The organism is Streptomyces sp. NPDC028907 (assembly GCF_055564995.1).
Map to the genome: position 1 here is coordinate 188,553 of NZ_JBVHVE010000003.1, position 16,254 is coordinate 204,806.

Sequence of the window (16,254 nt, forward strand, 5' to 3'; positions counted from 1 at the left end):
TCAACGCCCTTGGTCGAAGGGAAGGTCGAGCATCCGGATCGCGTTTCCGCGCAGCAGCTTGTAGGCCACCTCGTCGGAGAGCCCGCCGACGTGCTCCTCGGCCACCCGTTTGGTCTCCGGCCAGGTCGAGTCGACGTGCGGATAGTCCGTCTCGAAGGTGGCGTTGTCGACGCCGACCGTCTCGATCGCCTCGATGCCGTGCTTGTCACGGAAGAAGCAGCAGAAGATCTGGCGGTAGTAGTACGTCGACGGCGGCTCCGGGATCAGGTCCTTCACCCCGCCCCACGCCCGGTGCTCCTCCCAGACGTCGTCCGCGCGCTCCAGTGCGTACGGGATCCAGCCCATCTGACCCTCGCTGTACGCCAGTTTCAGCCGGGGGAACTTCACGAGCACCCCGGAGAAGAGGAAGTCCATCATCGACGCCATGGCGTTGTTGAAGGACAGGGACGCCTGGACGGCCGGCGGGGCGTCGGGCGAGGCGGCCGGCATCTGCGAGCTGCTGCCGATGTGCATGTTGACCACCGTGCCGGTCTCCTCGCAGGCCGCGAAGAACGGGTCCCAGTAGCCGGAGTGGATGGACGGCAGCCCGAGATAGGTGGGGATCTCGCTGAACGTCACCGCCCGCACCCCGCGCGCCGCGTTCCGGTGGATCTCCGCGACCGCGAGGCCGATGTCCCACAGCGGGATCAGACACAGCGGGATGAGCCGGCCGCCGCTGTCGCCGCACCACTCCTCGACCATCCAGTCGTTGTAGGCCCGCACACAGGCCAGCCCGACCTCCTTGTCCTTGGCCTCCGCGAAGGTCTGGCCGCAGAACCGCGGGAAGGTCGGGAAGCAGAGCGAGGCCTCGACATGGTTGACGTCCATGTCCGCCAGCCGCGCCTTCGGATCCCAGCAGCCGCGCCGCATCTGCTCACGCGTGATCCCGTCGAGCGTCATCTCGTCCCGGGAGAACCCCACGGCCGCGATGATGCGCTTGTACGGGAAGAGGTCCCCCTCGTACTCCCACCAGTCGGTGATCTGGCCGTCCGGGTCCGTGGTGAACCGGTACTTCCCGCCGACGTACGCGAGTTCCCCGATCCCGGCGGTGAGGGGCTTCGGGCCCCGGTCCCGGTACTTGGCCGGGAGCCAGGTCTCGAAGAGGTGCGCGGGCTCGATCACGTGATCGTCCACGCTGATGACCCTGGGCAGGTCCTTGGTGCCGCTCTCGGTACTGGCCACGCCACGCCTCCCGAATCTGACGGTCCATCAGATTCAGGGTAGGGGGCGTCCCCGGGGGCGGCAAGAGACGGTCCTCGTCAGCTGTTCCAGCTCTCGTCGTACGGATCCGTCGGCTCCGGCACCGGCTTGGCCTCCGTGACCTCGATGAACGGGATCGGACCGCCGTTGACCGGGTCCTCGGCGCGGCGCGGCGTGTACGTGCCGGTGACCCGGAGCCAGGTGTCCGGCTGGAGGACGGGTGGGACCTGGCCGGTGAGGGCGACCTTGACCGGCTGGGCGTCGGCGGCGCAGCAGTTGAGGGCCATGCGGACGAGGTAGGGGGTGCCGTCGCGGTCCACGGCCAGGAAGCCGGTGAGCCGGACGTGGCGGCCCCGCAGGGTGCGGCCGTGGTCGTAGACGGCGCGGCCCGCGTAGTCGACGACGCTGAGCGGCAGAGGGTCGGCGGCGGGGAGGTCAGGGTAGGCGAGGGGTTCCTGGAGGGCCGTGCCGGTGCGGGTGGCGCTGTAGGAGCCGAGGGCGGGCGGGGCGACGAGGATCAGGGCGAGGAGGGGGAGGACGAGGAGCCAGGAGACCCGGGGTTCGGGGTGGGGATGGGCTTCGGAGGGGGCGGGGGCTTCGGAGTCGGCGCGGGCTTCGGAGCGGGCGTGGGTCGGCTCCTCCCCGCTCCGCTTGTGCCGTCGCGCACGCTTCCGCTCGTACCAGACCGTCGCCACCGCCGCCGCGATCAGTACCGCGCCCGACACCAGCACCAGCGGGCGCAGGCCCTGTTTGACGTACCGCAGATAGAGGTCGGTGCTGCCCGCGTGCAGCAGGGACGCGCCGAGCAGGAACAGGACTGCCGACTGTGCCTGGCGGTTCACAGGATCACCCATCCCGTCAGTACCGACACCACCACGGCCAGCGTGAAGGTGGCCGGGGCGAAGCGCAGGGCGAAGGAGCGACCGAAGGTGCCCGCCTGCATCGCGAAGAGTTTGAGGTCGATCATCGGGCCGACGACGAGGAAGGTGAGCCGGGCCGTGAGCGAGAACTGGGACAGCGAGGCCGCCACGAACGCGTCCGCCTCCGAGCAGATCGACAGCACCACCGCGAGGATCGCGAGGGCGAGAACCGACAGCACCGGGTTGTCGGCGGCGGCGCGCAGCCAGCTCTCGGGGGCGACCGCCTTGAGGGTCGCCGCCGCCATCGCGCCGACCACCAGGAAGCCGCCGGCGTGCATCACGTCGTGCCGGACGGAGTTCCAGAAGGCCTCGCCCCTGCTCTGGCCGTCGTGGGACGGGTGGGAGGGCGGCTTCAGCCAGTCGGTGCGGCCGAGGCGCAGCCACAGCCAGCCCATCGCGCAGGCCACCAGCAGGCTCGCCACTGGACGGGCGAGGACCATCTCCGGGTTGCCGGGGAAGGCGACGGCCGTCGCCGTCAGCACGATCGGGTTGATCGCGGGGGCGGACAGCAGGAACGCCAGCGCCGCGGCGGGCGTCACCCCGCGCCGGACCAGCGCCCCGGCCACAGGCACCGAAGCGCACTCGCAGCCGGGCAGCACCGCGCCCGCCGCCGAAGCGACCGGGACGGCGAGGGCGGGGCGGGCGGGCAGGGCGCGGGCGAAGAAGGACGGCGGCACGAACACCGCGATGGCCGCCGAGAGCAGCACGCCCAGCACCAGGAAGGGCAGTGCCTGCACCATCACCGCGACGAACACCGTCGTCCAGCTCTGCATGACCGGCGCGGACAGCGCACGGCGGATCGGGCTCTGGAGCAGCACCAGGACGACCATGAGCATGGTGAGCAGGAGGGGGGAGTTGAGGTGCCGGCCCTCCTGCCCGGCTCCCTCGGTCTCCGGCCCGGCCCCCTCGGTCTCCTGCGGGGCCGCTTTGGTGATCGCCACGGGCGAGGTACCTCCGGTGGTGCGGTAGGGCGCTGGTTTCCCTCCCCTCAAGTACGGGCGGCGGGGCGGGACTGTTCAGTCGAGGAGGTTCGGGGGAGGTTCGGGGACGGCGGGCCGCCGGTGGAACCACCCGTCACTATGAGGCAGTCTTTTCCCTCGTGGGGAGCGTTCCGCAGCAGCGGTTGGGGAGTGACACGGCCGCGCACATGGTGGTGTGCGGCGACGACGGTCTTGCGCACCGGCTGGCCGCCGAGTTGCGCGGGGTGTACGGCGAACAGGTCACGCTCGTCGTGCCGCCCTCCGAGCGCACGGTACGGCCGCCCGTGGTGGGCCGGGCCCGGGCCGCGTCGGCGGCGCTGCTCGGGGCGGTGACCGCGGCCGTCAACCGCGCGAACGGCGGGACCGGCGGCGGCAGCGAACCCGCGGGAAACGTCCGGGTGGTGGAGGCCGGCGAGGCCACCGAGGCCGCCCTCGCCGACGCCGGTGTCGAACACGCCGCCGCCCTCGCCCTCGTCTACGACGACGACGAGACCAACATCCGCGCCGCCCTCACCGCCCGCCGCCTCAACCCCCGCCTGCGGCTCGTCCTGCGCCTGTACAACCGCCGGCTGGGCCAGCACATCGAGGAACTCCTCGACCAGGCGGCCGCGTTGGCGACAGGTGCGGGAGACGCCGGTCTGGACGCCTCCACGACCGTGCTGTCCGACGCCGACACGGCCGCCCCCGCACTGGCCGCGACGGCCGTCGTCGGCACCACCAAGGTCGTCCAGACGGACGGCCTGTTGCTGCGCGCGGTCGAACGCCCGCCCCTGCGCCCCGGGCAGTCACCCGCCGCCGGGCTGGCCACGCTCGCGCTGCTGTCCACGACCAGCAACGACCCGGCCGGCGCCGACGGTTCGGAGGGCAGCGGCGAGCAGGGGCCACTGCTGCTGCCGGACGCGGAGGCCGTCCAGGAGGCCAGGGGCCGTGGCACGGTCGTCCTGGAACAGGTGTCCTACGCGGGGCCGTCCCTGCCGTCGGGACGCGGCGTCGTACCGTCCTTCGCCTCGCTGTTCTCACGGCGGCTCCGCTGGTCGCTGGCCGGCCTTGTGGGCTGTGTCGCGGCACTGGCCGTCGCGCTGACGGTGGTGACCGGTGAACACCCGCTGTACGCCACCTACATGACCCTCCTCGACCTCTTCGCCATCAACGAACCCGCGCTCCACCAGTCCCTGGCCCGCCAGATCCTCCAACTGCTGTCCGGGCTGACCGGGCTGTTGCTGCTCCCCGTGCTGCTGGCGGCGGTGCTGGAGGCCCTCGGTACCTTCCGCACCGCCTCCGCCCTGCGCAAACCGCCGCGCGGGCTCGGCGGCCATGTCGTCCTGCTCGGCCTCGGCAAGATCGGCACCCGGGTGCTGACCCGGCTGCGGGAACTGCACATCCCCGTGGTGTGCGTCGAGTCCGACCCCGAGGCCCGCGGGATGGCGACCGCGCGGCGGTTGCGGGTGCCGGTGGTGCTCGGAGACGTCACCCAGGAAGGCGTCCTGGAGGCCGCCAAGATCCACCGGGCGCACGCCCTGCTGGCGGTGACCAGCGCGGACACCACGAACCTCGAGGCCGCCCTGTACGCCCGCTCCGTCCGCCCCGACCTACGCGTGGTCCTGCGGCTGTACGACGACGACTTCGCCACCGCCGTCTACCGCACCCTGCGCGCCGCGCACCCCCACGCCCTGACCCGCAGCCGCAGCGTGACCCACCTGGCCGCGCCCGCCTTCGCCGGCGCGATGATGGGCCGCCAGATCCTCGGCGCGATCCCCGTCGAGCGCCGCGTGCTGCTGTTCGCGGCGGTCGAGGTGGCCGGCCAGCCGCAGTTGGAGGACAGGACCGTCGGCCAGGCCTTCCGGCCGGGCGCCTGGCGGGTGCTGGCCCTGGACCGGGGCTCCCGCGACGAGCGCCGCGAGGAACCCGCCGTCGAGGAGGCCTACGAGGACAGCCGGGCGGGCGGCGCGTCGGGGTGGGTGTGGGACCTGCCCGACTCGTATGTCCTGCGGAAGGAGGACCGCGTGGTCCTGGCGGCGACCCGCCGGGGGCTGGCGGAACTCCTGGGCAGACGGTCACGGGAGCGGGAGGGCGCGTAGCGCGCGGGCGGCGCGCGAGCTCCCTCGGGGCGGCCCACGGCGGAGCCTCCGCGCAAGGGCGCCCCCGCTATGAACCGCCGCCGATCCTCACCTCCCCCTCCTCGACGACGCGGATCGCCACGTCGAGCCACTCGAAGTCGTAGTCACCGTTGGTGCACGAGAAACTGAGGCTCTGGCAGTAGTAGCCGGTGTCCCGGCCGGGCTCGGCGGTGAAGATCTCCGGGAGCTTGTCGCAGCGTGGTTCCTTCGGGGCCGAGAGGCTGTCCGGCCCATTCTTCCCGGCCTCCCAGGCGAACCAGTCGTAGACCTCCTGGGCGAGCACCACGGTTCTCAACGGCCGGGCGGTGTACTGGTAGTCGATGCCGTAGGGCGTGCCCAGTCCCTGCGGGACCGCGTTGGTGATCTTCACCTGCCAGGGCACCTCGACGTCCTCGTAGGTGACGGTGCAGCGCGTGGTGGCCCCCACCTCCAGGGCGAGCTCACCGCCCTCGCACCGGCCGGGCTCGATCTCGCCCAGCTCGCCCACCATGTCGAGCGTCTTCTTCTGAAGGTCGTACAGCGCCTGCGCGGTGGGGCCGGCGTCCCGGTCGGGGCGCTGAGGCAGCGCGGCCGTCACCTCGCGTCCGCCCAGCCCGGGATGATGCTCACTGGGCCGGATCCGCACAGGCCGCTTCTCGCCCTCGATCGGGAAGCTCTTCGGCCGCTCCTCCCAGCCGCAGCCGGGCACGTCCTCGCCGCACCCGCTCATCAGCACCAGGGCCGCCGCCACGGCCGGAACCACCACACGCCTCATTCTCCGGACCTCCCCCGCGCCGGGCGTTCGTGCGACGAAGCACAGACGAGGCACAGCCGCGCCTCGCCGCACGAACGTATCCGCCCTACTTCGGGACCCCACCCGTCAAGTGCCGCTCCGCGAAGTCCAGTTCCAGTCCGACCTGCTTGATCCGCTCGTCCACCACCAGCGAACCGTGTCCCGCGTCGTACCGGTACACCTCGTGCACCGCGCCGCGGGCCTCCAGGCGCTTCACGTAGTTGTCGACCTGGCGGATCGGGCAGCGCGGGTCGTTCACGCCCGCCGAGATGTACACCGGGGCCTTCACCTGGTCGACGTAGGTCAGCGGTGACGACGCCTCGAAGCGCTCGGGGACCTCCTCGGGGGTGCCGCCCAGGAGGGTACGGTCCATGGCCTTCAGCGCCTCCATCTCGTCGTGGTACGCGGTGACGTAGTCGGCGACCGGGACCGCCGCGATGCCCAGCGTCCACGCGTCCGGCTGGGTGCCGAGGCCGAGCAGGGTGAGATAGCCGCCCCACGAACCGCCGGTCAGGATCAGCCGGGCCGGGTCGGCCAGCCCGGACGTCACCGCCCATTCCCGGACCGCCGCGATGTCCTCCAGCTCGATCAGCCCGACCCGGTGCTTGAGCGCGTCCGTCCACGCACGCCCGTAGCCCGTCGAACCGCGGTAGTTGACCCGCACCACCGCGTACCCGTGGTCCACCCAGGCCGCCGGGCCGGCCGCGAACGAGTCGCTGTCGTGCCAGGTCGGGCCGCCGTGGATGTCGAACACGGTCGGCAGCGGCCCCTCGGCGCCGGCCGGCCGCTGCACCAGCGCGTGGATGCGGCCGCCCGGCCCCTCCACCCACACGTCCTCCACCGCGACCGAGCCCGGGGACTTCATGCCGGGCGGATCCAGCACCACCCGCCCCGTCGTCGACCGCACCGCCGACGGCTCCGCCGCCGACGACCACAGGTACTCCACGCTGCCGTCCGGGCGGGCCGTCGCCCCCGACACGGACCCGGTCGGAGTCGGGACGCGCACCAGCTCGCGTCGCGCCAGGTCGTACCGGAACAGCTCGCTGCGGGCCTCGAAGCTGTGCACGATCAGCAGCCCGGCCCCGTCCGGGTACCACTCCGCGCTGACGTCACCCGGCAGCTCCAGCGCGAGGTCGGTCTCCTCGCCCGTCGCCACGTCCCACACCAGTGGCTCCCAGCGGCCGCGCCGCTGATGCCCGACGAGCAGCCGCGCGTCGCCGGTCACCGGGGCGAAGCCGAGGACCTCCAGGCCCAGTTCCTCGGTGCCGCCCTTGGTGTCGTCGAGCTCGGCGACCGCGCTGCCGTCGGGGCGCAGGACGCGCAGCGCCGAGTGCATCGCGTCGCCGTGCTCGGTGTGCTCGACGGCGATCAGCGTGCCGTCGTGCGAGAGGTCGCCGACGCCCGCGGACTCGCGGTGGCGGTAGATCTCCACCGGGGGCTCGCCGACGCGGGCCACATGGATCGTCGTACCGTCCTCGTCCGTCGAGCGGCCCACGATCGCCGTACGGCCGTCCCGGCCCAGGGCGAGGCCGGCCGGGTACGAGGGGTCGAGACCGGGCGCCGCGAGCTCGTCCTCTCCGCCGGTGAACGGCTGGCGGCGCCACACGCCGAACTCGTCGCCGTCCTTGTCGTCGAACCACCAGATCCACGCGCCGTCCGGGGAGAGCACGCCGTCCGTCGTGCCGTTCTGCCGGTCGGTCACCTGGCGCTGTTCGCCCGTCGCACGGTCCCAGGCGTACAGCTCGTACGTCCCTGTGGCGTTCGACACGAACAAGGAGCGGTCCGGGGCGTCCTCCGCCCAGTCGGGCAGCGACACCCGGGGCGCCCTGAAGCGCTTCTCCCAGTCCGGCATGTCCTTGTCCGCAATGGCCTTGTCCTGCATGTGGTGATCCCGCGAATCGGACCCGTGGCTCTCAGTCATGGCCCCATAGTGCCTGGCCGCGCCGACAATCCGCTGGCGAGGCCCCCAGCCTGTGGACAACTTCCGGGCCCGTTGTCAGTGCCGGGGTGCACACTGCTCGGCATGACGGATCTGCGCAAGACAGTCGAGAGGTTCTGGGCCACCGCTGAGGCCCGGGACTGGGACGCGTTCGCCGGGACGCTCGCCGAGGACGTCGTGTACGACCTGCCCCAGACGCGGGAGCGGATCAGCGGGCGGGAGCGGTACGTGCGGTTCAACCGGGAGTATCCGGCTGACTGGCACCTGCGGATCGAGCGGATCGTCGTCGAGCCCGGTCAGGTGGTGACCTGGGCCCACGTCACGGTGGGAGTGGAGGAGATGTACGCCATCTCGTTCTTCACGGGGGACGAGAACGGCCGTATAGCCGCGGTGACGGACTTCTGGCCGGAGCCCTACGAGCCCCCGGCGGGCCGCGAGCACCTCGTCGAGCGGTACTGAGACGGGGACCCGACCCCGCGGCCCGGCGTCCGGCACGGCACCGTACCGTTGAGGGCGTGTACCGGTTTCTGCTGACGCCCCGTTGGTGGGGGATCAACGTCTTCGTGCTGCTCGCCATCCCTTTCTGCGTGTTCATGGGGTCGTGGCAGCTGAGCCGGTTCGAGGCACGGGTGCAGGACCATCGCACCGCCGGTGAGCTGGCCGAGAAGGCCGAGCACGAGGCGGCCCGCCCGCTCGCCGAACTGCTGCCGGTGGACAAGGCGACCTCCGGCAGGCAGGTCACCGCGAGCGGCCGGTACGGCAAGCAGCTGCTCGTGCCGGGCCGGGAGCTGGACGACCGGCAGGGCTACTACGTCCTGACGCTGCTGCACACCGACGACGGCAAGGCCCTGCCGGTGGTGCGGGGCTGGCTGCCGGGCGACGCCGACCGCGCCGAGGCCCCCGCCGCACCGACCGGCGAGGTCACGGTCACCGGCGCGCTCCAGGCGTCCGAGGTGCCCGGTGAGAACGGCGTGCCGGCGCGCGGCGGCCTGCCCTCCGGCCAGACGGGTGCGATCAGCGCGGCGACGCTGGTGAATCTGGTGCCGTACGACGTGTACGACGCGTGGATCACCCTCGACAAGGCCGACTCGGGCATGAAGCCGGTCCCGGCGGCCGCCGCCAGCGACACCGGCCTCGATCTGAAGGCGTTCCAGAACCTCGGCTACACCGGCGAGTGGTTCGTCTTCGCGGGCTTCGTGGTCTTCATGTGGTTCCGTCTGCTCCGCCGCGAGGTGGAGTCCCTGCGGGACGCGGAACTGGGGCTGCTGCCGGACGGGGAGCCCAGCGAGGGTCCGGCGGCGCAGGAGAAGGCCAACGCCTGAGCGCAGGCCCGGGCGAAGGCCTCGGCGCGACACCGGTCGCCCGCCGGGCACGCCCTCACACCGTCTGGAGCACGCCCGTCCAGTACACGACGCCCGCACACGCGTTGGACACGACCACCGAGGCCGTGGGCGCTCCCGCCTCCGGGGTGAGGGAGATGGTGACGCTTCCTTCGGCCGTGGTGTCCTCGGTCATCAGCTGGGTGGAGGTGCCGGTGTCGCCGCCCGTGGAGGTGCCCTCCGTCGTGCTGGTGGTGTTCTCGGTCGGGGTCGGCGTGGGTGACGGGTCGGGGCCCCCCGTGCCGCCGCCGTTGTTCGTACCCGTGGTGGGGCAGGTCTCCGACGGGACCCAGGCGAACTTGACCTGGTAGGAGTCGCCGGGCTTGAGGACGAGGGCGGTGAGTTCCTGGGACGGGTCGGGCAGGCTGACCGCCGCGTCCCCGGCGGCATGCCGGGCCTGGGAGATCTTCGAGCCGTCCGCCGCTCCGCCCGCGGCCAGGGCCACCGAGCCCGGGCCGCTCACCGTGCAGTCGGCGGTGGAGACATTGCTGAAGGTGAACGTGCCGTACACCGTGCCGGAGGAGTCGGGGAGGTCGGTGGTCCCACCGGACGTGCCGAGCTGCTCGGCGGTGCAGGCGGCGACGCCGGCCGGGGTCGCCAAGGGGTCGGTGGGACTTCCGGAGCCGACACCCGGACCGGTGCTGGTGCCGGTGCCCTTGTCCTCGTCCTTCTCGCTCCCCTTGCCCTTGTCCTCGGCCTTGCCCGAGCTGCCGCCGGACGTGCTCTCGCCGCCCTCCGTCTCCTTGCCCTGCCCGGAGCCGCCCTGCGCCTGCTCGCCATGGCCGGCGTTCGAGGAGTTGACGTTGGAGCCGGTGGAGTTGGAGACGTGCACCAGGGCCGGGACAGCGGTGCCGACGAAGAGCACCGCGGCCGCCGCACCGACGAGCGCCTGCCGTTTGCGTGCCCGCCGTGCGGGCACCGCCCGCCGCAGATGGTCCAGCGTGCCCTCGCGCGGCTCGATCTCCTCGACCGCGTGGTGCAGCATGCGGCGCAGTGCCAGCTCGTCCGAGTCGAACCCCTCGGGGCCCTGGTCGTCGGGGCCGTCGTTCACAGTTCCGTTCCCAGCGTGCGATTGCTTCGGCTGTTGCTTGTCCGGCCGCTCGTCATGGTCCCCGCTCATGCCGGCGCCTCCATGGCGACCCGCAGCGCGGCGATGCCACGCGAGCCGTACGCCTTCACCGAGCCCAGTGAGATGCCGAGCGTCTCGGCGACCTGTGCCTCGGTCATGTCCGCGAAGTACCTGAGGACCAGCACCTCGCGCTGCCGGCGCTGGAGGCCCTTCATCGCCTTGATGAGGGAGTCCCGCTCCAGCTGGTCGTACGCGCCCTCCTCCGCGCTCGCCATGTCGGGCATCGGCTTGGACAGCAGCTTCAGGCCGAGTATGCGGCGGCGCAGGGCGGAGCGGGAGAGATTGACGACGGTCTGGCGGAGGTACGCCAGCGTCTTCTCCGGGTCCCGGACGCGCTTGCGCGCGGAGTGGACCCGGATGAACGCCTCCTGGACGACGTCCTCGCAGGAGGCGGTGTCGTCGAGGAGGAGCGCCGCGAGACCCAGCAGCGAGCGGTAGTGGGCCCGGTAGGTCTCGGTGAGGTGGTCGACGGTCGTGCCGGCCGCCGCGGCGTCTTCGGCCTCGGCACCGTCACGCTGACTGGGTATGCGGGCGGGCCGCGCTGCGGGCATGGGCGCGATCACCGGCATGCCGCCGGGCGCGCCGGGCATGCGGGATCGGACGGGCCGGCGGGGCGGCCGTAGGGCCGTGCCGCGGGCTGCCGATGGGGGTCCCCCCGCTCGGGCGGAGCCGAGAGCGGGGGAGAAGTCGAGTACCTCTGCCACGCCTGTTGGACACGCGTCCACCCGTGAGGGTTGTACATGCCGGACGTCACTTTTGCGTCAGTCCTGACAGCAACAGCCGGCCCTCCGGCCACCGCGACCGAGACTCTCGCGCCAGGCAGCACAGCTGACCGTGCGTCAAACGCCCACATGCCTACCCGCTCTTCCCTTATGTCCCATATGGTCAGAGCGTCCCCACGCCCCGCCCATTCGGCGTCCCCACGCCAGAAAAACGTGTCCTCACGTCCCCTGAAGGCGACCGCAAAGACGCTCCCCGCCCTGCAAGCGGTTGCAGAGCGGGGAGAAAAATCTTCGACCGCCGACAGTGTCCGGTTCAAGTGGTCCGGACCATCGATCGGCTCACACTTCTCACACAGATCCTACAAAGCAATCCGTCGGGTCCCAGGAGATTTCCGGCACCACCCGGTGCTTCACCGGAACTCCGCCGCCACCAGCTCCGCGATCTGCGCGGTGTTGAGGGCCGCGCCCTTGCGCAGATTATCGCCGCAGACGAAGAGTTCGAGCGCCGTCGGATCGTCGAGCGCGCGCCGCACCCGGCCGACCCAGGTCGGATCCGTGCCCACGACGTCGGAGGGCGTCGGGAACTCCCCGGCCTCCGGGTTGTCGTACAGCACGACCCCCGGTGCGGTGGCGAGGATCTCGCGCGCCTTGGCGACCGTGACCTCGCCCTCGAAGCGGGCGTGCACGGTCAGCGAGTGCCCGGTCAGCACCGGCACCCGCACACAGGTCACCGCGACCGGCAGCTGCGGCAGCCCGAGGATCTTGCGGGACTCGTCCCGCACCTTCATCTCCTCCGACGACCAGCCGTCCTCGCGCAGCGACCCGGCCCACGGCACCACGTTCAGCGCGACCGGCTCCGGGAACGGCCCGGTGTCGTCGCCGACGGCACGCCGTACGTCACCGGGGCTGGTGCCCAGTTCCGTACCGGCGACCAGGGACATCTGCCGGCGCAGCGTCTCCACGCCGGCCCGCCCGGCCCCGCTCACCGCCTGGTACGAGGAGACCACCAGGGAGCGCAGCCCGAACTCGGCGTGCAGCGCGCCCAGCGCCACGATCATCGACAGGGTGGTGCAGTTCGGGTTGGCGACGATCCCGCGCGGCCGCATCCGGACGGCGTGCGGATTGACCTCGGGGACGACGAGGGGCACCTCCCGGTCCATACGGAAGGCGCCCGAGTTGTCCACCACCACCGCGCCCTTGGCGGCGGCGATCGGCGCCCAACGGGCGGCCACCTCGTCCGGCACGTCGAACATCGCGACGTCGACCCCGGCGAAGGCCTCCTCGGTGAGCGCCAGCACCTCGACCTCCTCCCCGCGCACGGCCAGCTTGCGGCCGGCCGAGCGCGGCGAGGCGATCAGACGGATCTCACCCCAGATGTCCGCGCGCTGGGACAGGATCTGGAGCATGACCGAGCCGACGGCTCCGGTCGCACCCACGACCGCGAGCGTCGGGCGACGGGTCATCGCCCGGTGCCTCCGTAGACCACGGCCTCGTCACTGTCGGAGTCGAGTCCGAAGGCGGAGTGCACGGCGCGGACGGCCTCGTTGACGTCGTCGGCGCGGGTGACGACCGAGATGCGGATCTCGGAGGTCGAGATCAGCTCGATGTTCACGCCCGCGTCGGAGAGCGCCTTGAAGAAGTCGGCCGTGACGCCCGGGTTGGTCTTCATACCGGCGCCGACCAGGGAGATCTTGCCGATCTGGTCGTCGTAGCGCAGCGAGTCGAAGCCGATGCCGCCCTTGTTCTTCTCCAGCGCGTCGATGGCCTTGCGACCCTCGGACTTCGGCAGCGTGAAGGAGATGTCCGTCAGACCGGTGGAGGCGGCGGACACGTTCTGCACGATCATGTCGATGTTGATCTCGGCGTCGGAGATCGCGCGGAAGATCGCGGCGGCCTCGCCCGGCTTGTCCGGCACACCGACGACCGTGACCTTGGCCTCGGAGGTGTCGTGCGCGACACCGGAGATGATGGCCTGCTCCACCTGCTTGTCCCCTTGCTCGATCGGCTCGCTGCTGACCCAGGTGCCCTGCAGCCCGCTGAAGCTGGACCGGACGTGGATCGGGATGTTGTAACGACGGGCGTACTCCACACAGCGGTGGAGCAGCACCTTCGAGCCGGACGCGGCCAGCTCCAGCATGTCCTCGAAGGCGATCCAGTCGATCTTCTTCGCCTTCTTGACCACGCGCGGGTCGGCGGTGAACACGCCGTCGACGTCGGTGTAGATCTCGCACACCTCGGCGTCGAGAGCGGCGGCCAGCGCCACCGCCGTGGTGTCCGACCCGCCACGCCCCAGGGTGGTGATGTCCTTGGAGTCCTGGCTCACGCCCTGGAACCCGGCGACGATGGCGATGTTGCCCTCGTCGACGGAGGTGCGGATCCGGCCCGGCGTGACATCGATGATCCGGGCTTTGTTGTGGACCGAGTCGGTGATGACACCTGCCTGGCTGCCGGTGAACGACTGGGCCGAGTGGCCCAGGTTTTTGATCGCCATGGCCAGCAGGGCCATGGAGATCCGCTCTCCCGCGGTCAGCAGCATGTCGAGCTCGCGTCCGGCAGGCATCGGGGAAACCTGCTCGGCGAGATCGATCAGCTCGTCCGTCGTGTCGCCCATCGCGGAAACCACGGCGACCACCTGGTGGCCGTTCTTCTTGGCTTCCACGATCCGCTTGGCGACGCGCTTGATGCCCTCGGCATCGGCTACGGAGGAGCCTCCGTACTTCTGCACGACAAGGCCCACGTGCGCTCCTCGCTCAGTCCGTGTGTGTCGGCTCAGTTTACCGAGCGTCCGAAAACGACCTTGGGGTTCCCAGATGGTGAGATTCGGGCGCTCGGGGTGGTGTCTGCCCGGTCGGGGGTGGGGCAATCGGTTTAGTGGTGCAGGTCACTAGGTGCGACGCGAACGCGCACCCGTTCCGACGCGGGCGCGCACCCGCCCCGACGCGGGCCGCGTGTCCCACAGCGCGAAATCGGCCATTGACGCTCTCCGTAGTCGAACGCTAACTTCGCGTCGTCGTCGCCACACCAGGAGCACAAGGCTCCATCGGGACTCGCGACGCGAAGGATTCTCCTCCTTTGACGACTGTGACCGCTTCAGAGATCCAGCACGTCACGCAAGCCGATACGGATTCCCCGGCCGGCCTTTTCAAGATCCAGCCCTTCACGCCCCACTGCGAGGTCATCCGCGTCGCCGGCGACCACGCCGTCATCGGCGTCTCACCCGGCAACAGCTACTTCTCCGCACCCCGCGTCCACGACCTCGCACGCTGGGGCCTCGCCCGCTTCGAGCGGGTCGACTTCGTCTACACGGACCTGTACGTGGCCGAGATGTACGCGGCGTCCGGCTATCCGCCCGACGACGCGCGCCGCAAGGCGGTGAAGAACCTGCGCGGGGTACGGGCCAAGGTGCTCGGCGCCGTCCAGGCCGTCGACCCGGCCGGCACCCGCCTCCGTGCCCACGCCATGTCCGACTTCCGCGGCAACCCGGCCTACCGGGAGATCCACGACCGTCTCCAGGCCCGCCTCGCCACCGACGACGAGTTCCGCACGACCTGCGAGAAGCTCGTCGACTCCTTCCTCGCCGGCAAGGCAGGACGCGCGAGCGCCGCCCAGCGCGAGGTGTGCCTCGCCTACGTCTGCGCCGAGGCCCCCCTCTTCCTGGACACCCCCGCCATCCTCGGCGTCCCGTCCTCCCTCAACTGCTACCACCAGCTCCTGCCGATGGCCGAGCTGCTCTACTCCCGCGGCGCCGGTCTGCGCGCCTCCCGAAACCAGGGTCACGCCATCGTGACGCCGGCCGAGGGAACCGACACGGAGGGACCGGACACCGATGTCCACTGACACACTCACGCCGATCGACTTCCCGTTCTCCTGGCGCGGCGACCAACTCCCGGACGAGGTCGAGGAGTTGCGCACCGGCACCCCCGTGCGCAGGGTCCGCACCATCGCCGGCGACGAGGCCTGGCTCGTGTCGTCGTACGAACTGTGCAAACAGGTCCTGGAGGACCCGCGCTTCAGCCTGAAGGACACCTCGGCCCCGGGTGTGCCCCGCCAGTACGCGCTGACGATCCCGCCCGAGGTCGTCAACAACATGGGGAACATCACCGGCGCCGGACTGCGCAAGGCCGTCCTGAAGGCGCTGAACCCGAAGAGCCCGGGCCTCGCGGAGTGGATGCGCTCCTACGCCGCCGAACTCGTCGGCGGACTGCTGCGCGAGGGCGCCCCGGCGGACCTGCGCGGCGGCTTCGCCGACCCGTACTCGGCGGGCATGCACTGCCGGATCCTCGGCATCCCGCAGCAGGACGCGCCCCGCCTGATGCGGAGCCTGGACATCGCGTTCATGAACTCCGCCTGCCCCGTCGCGGGCGCCCGGCTCAACTGGGACCGGGACATCGCGTACATGGCCGAGCGGCTCGACGACCCGGCGACGACGGGCCTGATGGCCGAGCTGGCCGCCCTGCGCGCGGACCCCGAGTACGGCCACCTCACCGACGAGATGCTCGCGACGGTCGGGGTGACGATGTTCGGCGCGGGCGTCATCTCCACCGCGGGCTTCCTGACCATGGCGCTGGTCTCCCTCATCCAGCACCCCGACCTGCACGCCCGCCTCCTCGCCGACCGCACCCTGGTCCCCGCGGCCGTGGACGAACTGCTGCGTATCAACCTGTCCATCGGTGACGGACTGCCGAGGCTGGCGACGCAGGACGTACTCCTCGGAGAGGTGGAGGTGAAGGCGGGCGACCTGGTCCTGGTCCTCGTCGAGGGCGCCAACTTCGATCCGGCCGCCTTCCCCGACCCGCACACGGTCGACCTCGCCCGCGAGAACGCCACCGCCCACCTCTCCTTCGGCGGCGGCCGTCACTACTGCCCCGCCACCGCCCTCGGCCGCAAGCACGCCGAGATCGCCCTGGAGACCCTGCTGGAGCGGATGCCCGGGCTGCGGCTCGCGGTGCCGATCGAGCAGCTGGTGTGGCGGACGGGCTTCATGAAGCGGATCCCGGAGCGGCTTCCGGTCATGTGGTAGCAACCGGGTAAGCAGTCGAGCAGCGGTTGATTTCGCC

General features: G+C 71.4%; 14 protein-coding genes. 5 read left to right on the top strand and 9 right to left on the bottom strand.

The window, feature by feature from the left end:
* From ACZ4UU_RS09795 to ACZ4UU_RS09805, 3 genes are all read right to left on the bottom strand, one after another.
* Positions 1–1,221, bottom strand: a complete 1,221-nt coding sequence (locus ACZ4UU_RS09795; RefSeq protein ID WP_468038185.1) for an amidohydrolase family protein — start codon at positions 1,219–1,221, stop codon at positions 1–3.
* Between the two features lie 77 nt (positions 1,222–1,298).
* Positions 1,299–2,081 (bottom strand): TIGR03943 family putative permease subunit, encoded by a 783-nt coding sequence (locus ACZ4UU_RS09800; RefSeq protein WP_468038187.1) that lies wholly within the window; start codon positions 2,079–2,081, stop codon positions 1,299–1,301.
* The gene (locus tag ACZ4UU_RS09805) at positions 2,078–3,100 is read right to left on the bottom strand and encodes a permease (RefSeq protein WP_468038189.1); all 1,023 of its coding nucleotides are present in this window, start codon (positions 3,098–3,100) and stop codon (positions 2,078–2,080) included. Before ACZ4UU_RS09805 ends, ACZ4UU_RS09800 begins: the two co-directional genes overlap by 4 nt.
* Before the next feature lie 206 nt (positions 3,101–3,306).
* On the opposite strand from ACZ4UU_RS09805, the gene ACZ4UU_RS09810 reads away from it, so the two are divergent.
* The gene (locus ACZ4UU_RS09810) at positions 3,307–5,217 is read left to right on the top strand and encodes an NAD-binding protein (protein ID WP_468039171.1); all 1,911 of its coding nucleotides are present in this window, start codon (positions 3,307–3,309) and stop codon (positions 5,215–5,217) included.
* Between the two features lie 67 nt (positions 5,218–5,284).
* On the opposite strand, the gene ACZ4UU_RS09815 is transcribed toward ACZ4UU_RS09810, so the two are convergent.
* Positions 5,285–6,010 (bottom strand): hypothetical protein, encoded by a 726-nt coding sequence (locus ACZ4UU_RS09815; RefSeq protein WP_468038191.1) that lies wholly within the window; start codon positions 6,008–6,010, stop codon positions 5,285–5,287.
* A gap of 85 nt (positions 6,011–6,095) precedes the next feature.
* The gene (locus ACZ4UU_RS09820) at positions 6,096–7,949 is read right to left on the bottom strand and encodes a S9 family peptidase (RefSeq protein ID WP_468038193.1); all 1,854 of its coding nucleotides are present in this window, start codon (positions 7,947–7,949) and stop codon (positions 6,096–6,098) included.
* Positions 7,950–8,051: 102 nt separating this feature from the next.
* On the opposite strand from ACZ4UU_RS09820, the gene ACZ4UU_RS09825 reads away from it, so the two are divergent.
* Together ACZ4UU_RS09825 and ACZ4UU_RS09830 are read left to right on the top strand one after the other, a co-directional pair.
* Positions 8,052–8,426 (top strand): nuclear transport factor 2 family protein, encoded by a 375-nt coding sequence (locus ACZ4UU_RS09825; RefSeq protein WP_468038195.1) that lies wholly within the window; start codon positions 8,052–8,054, stop codon positions 8,424–8,426.
* A gap of 56 nt (positions 8,427–8,482) precedes the next feature.
* Positions 8,483–9,289, top strand: a complete 807-nt coding sequence (locus ACZ4UU_RS09830; RefSeq protein ID WP_468038197.1) for an SURF1 family protein — start codon at positions 8,483–8,485, stop codon at positions 9,287–9,289.
* Between the two features lie 55 nt (positions 9,290–9,344).
* Here ACZ4UU_RS09830 and ACZ4UU_RS09835 read toward each other — a convergent pair whose 3' ends face one another.
* The 4 genes from ACZ4UU_RS09835 to ACZ4UU_RS09850 form a co-directional block, all read right to left on the bottom strand.
* The gene (locus ACZ4UU_RS09835; RefSeq protein ID WP_468038199.1) at positions 9,345–10,397 is read right to left on the bottom strand and encodes a hypothetical protein; all 1,053 of its coding nucleotides are present in this window, start codon (positions 10,395–10,397) and stop codon (positions 9,345–9,347) included.
* Between the two features lie 65 nt (positions 10,398–10,462).
* Entirely contained in the window at positions 10,463–11,179 is a 717-nt protein-coding gene (locus tag ACZ4UU_RS09840; protein ID WP_468038201.1) for a SigE family RNA polymerase sigma factor, read from the bottom strand.
* 428 nt (positions 11,180–11,607) lie between these two features.
* Complete coding sequence (locus ACZ4UU_RS09845) at positions 11,608–12,660, bottom strand: aspartate-semialdehyde dehydrogenase (RefSeq protein ID WP_468038203.1); 1,053 nt, start codon at positions 12,658–12,660, stop codon at positions 11,608–11,610.
* The gene (locus tag ACZ4UU_RS09850) at positions 12,657–13,934 is read right to left on the bottom strand and encodes an aspartate kinase (RefSeq protein ID WP_383449384.1); all 1,278 of its coding nucleotides are present in this window, start codon (positions 13,932–13,934) and stop codon (positions 12,657–12,659) included. Before ACZ4UU_RS09850 ends, ACZ4UU_RS09845 begins: the two co-directional genes overlap by 4 nt.
* A 344-nt stretch (positions 13,935–14,278) precedes the next feature.
* Between ACZ4UU_RS09850 and ACZ4UU_RS09855 the strand changes: the two genes are divergently transcribed.
* Positions 14,279–15,034, top strand: a complete 756-nt coding sequence (locus ACZ4UU_RS09855) for a cyclodityrosine synthase (protein WP_468039172.1) — start codon at positions 14,279–14,281, stop codon at positions 15,032–15,034.
* Positions 15,024–16,217, top strand: coding sequence for a cytochrome P450 (locus ACZ4UU_RS09860; protein ID WP_468038206.1), 1,194 nt, complete (start codon positions 15,024–15,026; stop codon positions 16,215–16,217). The genes ACZ4UU_RS09855 and ACZ4UU_RS09860 overlap by 11 nt, the downstream gene beginning before the upstream one ends.
* The last annotated feature ends 37 nt before the right edge of the window (positions 16,218–16,254 follow it).

Coding starts and splice junctions, on each gene's coding strand:
- ACZ4UU_RS09810 (WP_468039171.1), top strand. CDS start 3,307: ATGGTGGTGTGCGGCGACGACGGTCTTGCGCACCGGCTGGCCGCCGAG.
- ACZ4UU_RS09815 (WP_468038191.1), bottom strand. CDS start 6,010: ATGAGGCGTGTGGTGGTTCCGGCCGTGGCGGCGGCCCTGGTGCTGATG.
- ACZ4UU_RS09820 (WP_468038193.1), bottom strand. CDS start 7,949: ATGACTGAGAGCCACGGGTCCGATTCGCGGGATCACCACATGCAGGAC.
- ACZ4UU_RS09825 (WP_468038195.1), top strand. CDS start 8,052: ATGACGGATCTGCGCAAGACAGTCGAGAGGTTCTGGGCCACCGCTGAG.
- ACZ4UU_RS09845 (WP_468038203.1), bottom strand. CDS start 12,660: ATGACCCGTCGCCCGACGCTCGCGGTCGTGGGTGCGACCGGAGCCGTC.
- ACZ4UU_RS09860 (WP_468038206.1), top strand. CDS start 15,024: ATGTCCACTGACACACTCACGCCGATCGACTTCCCGTTCTCCTGGCGC.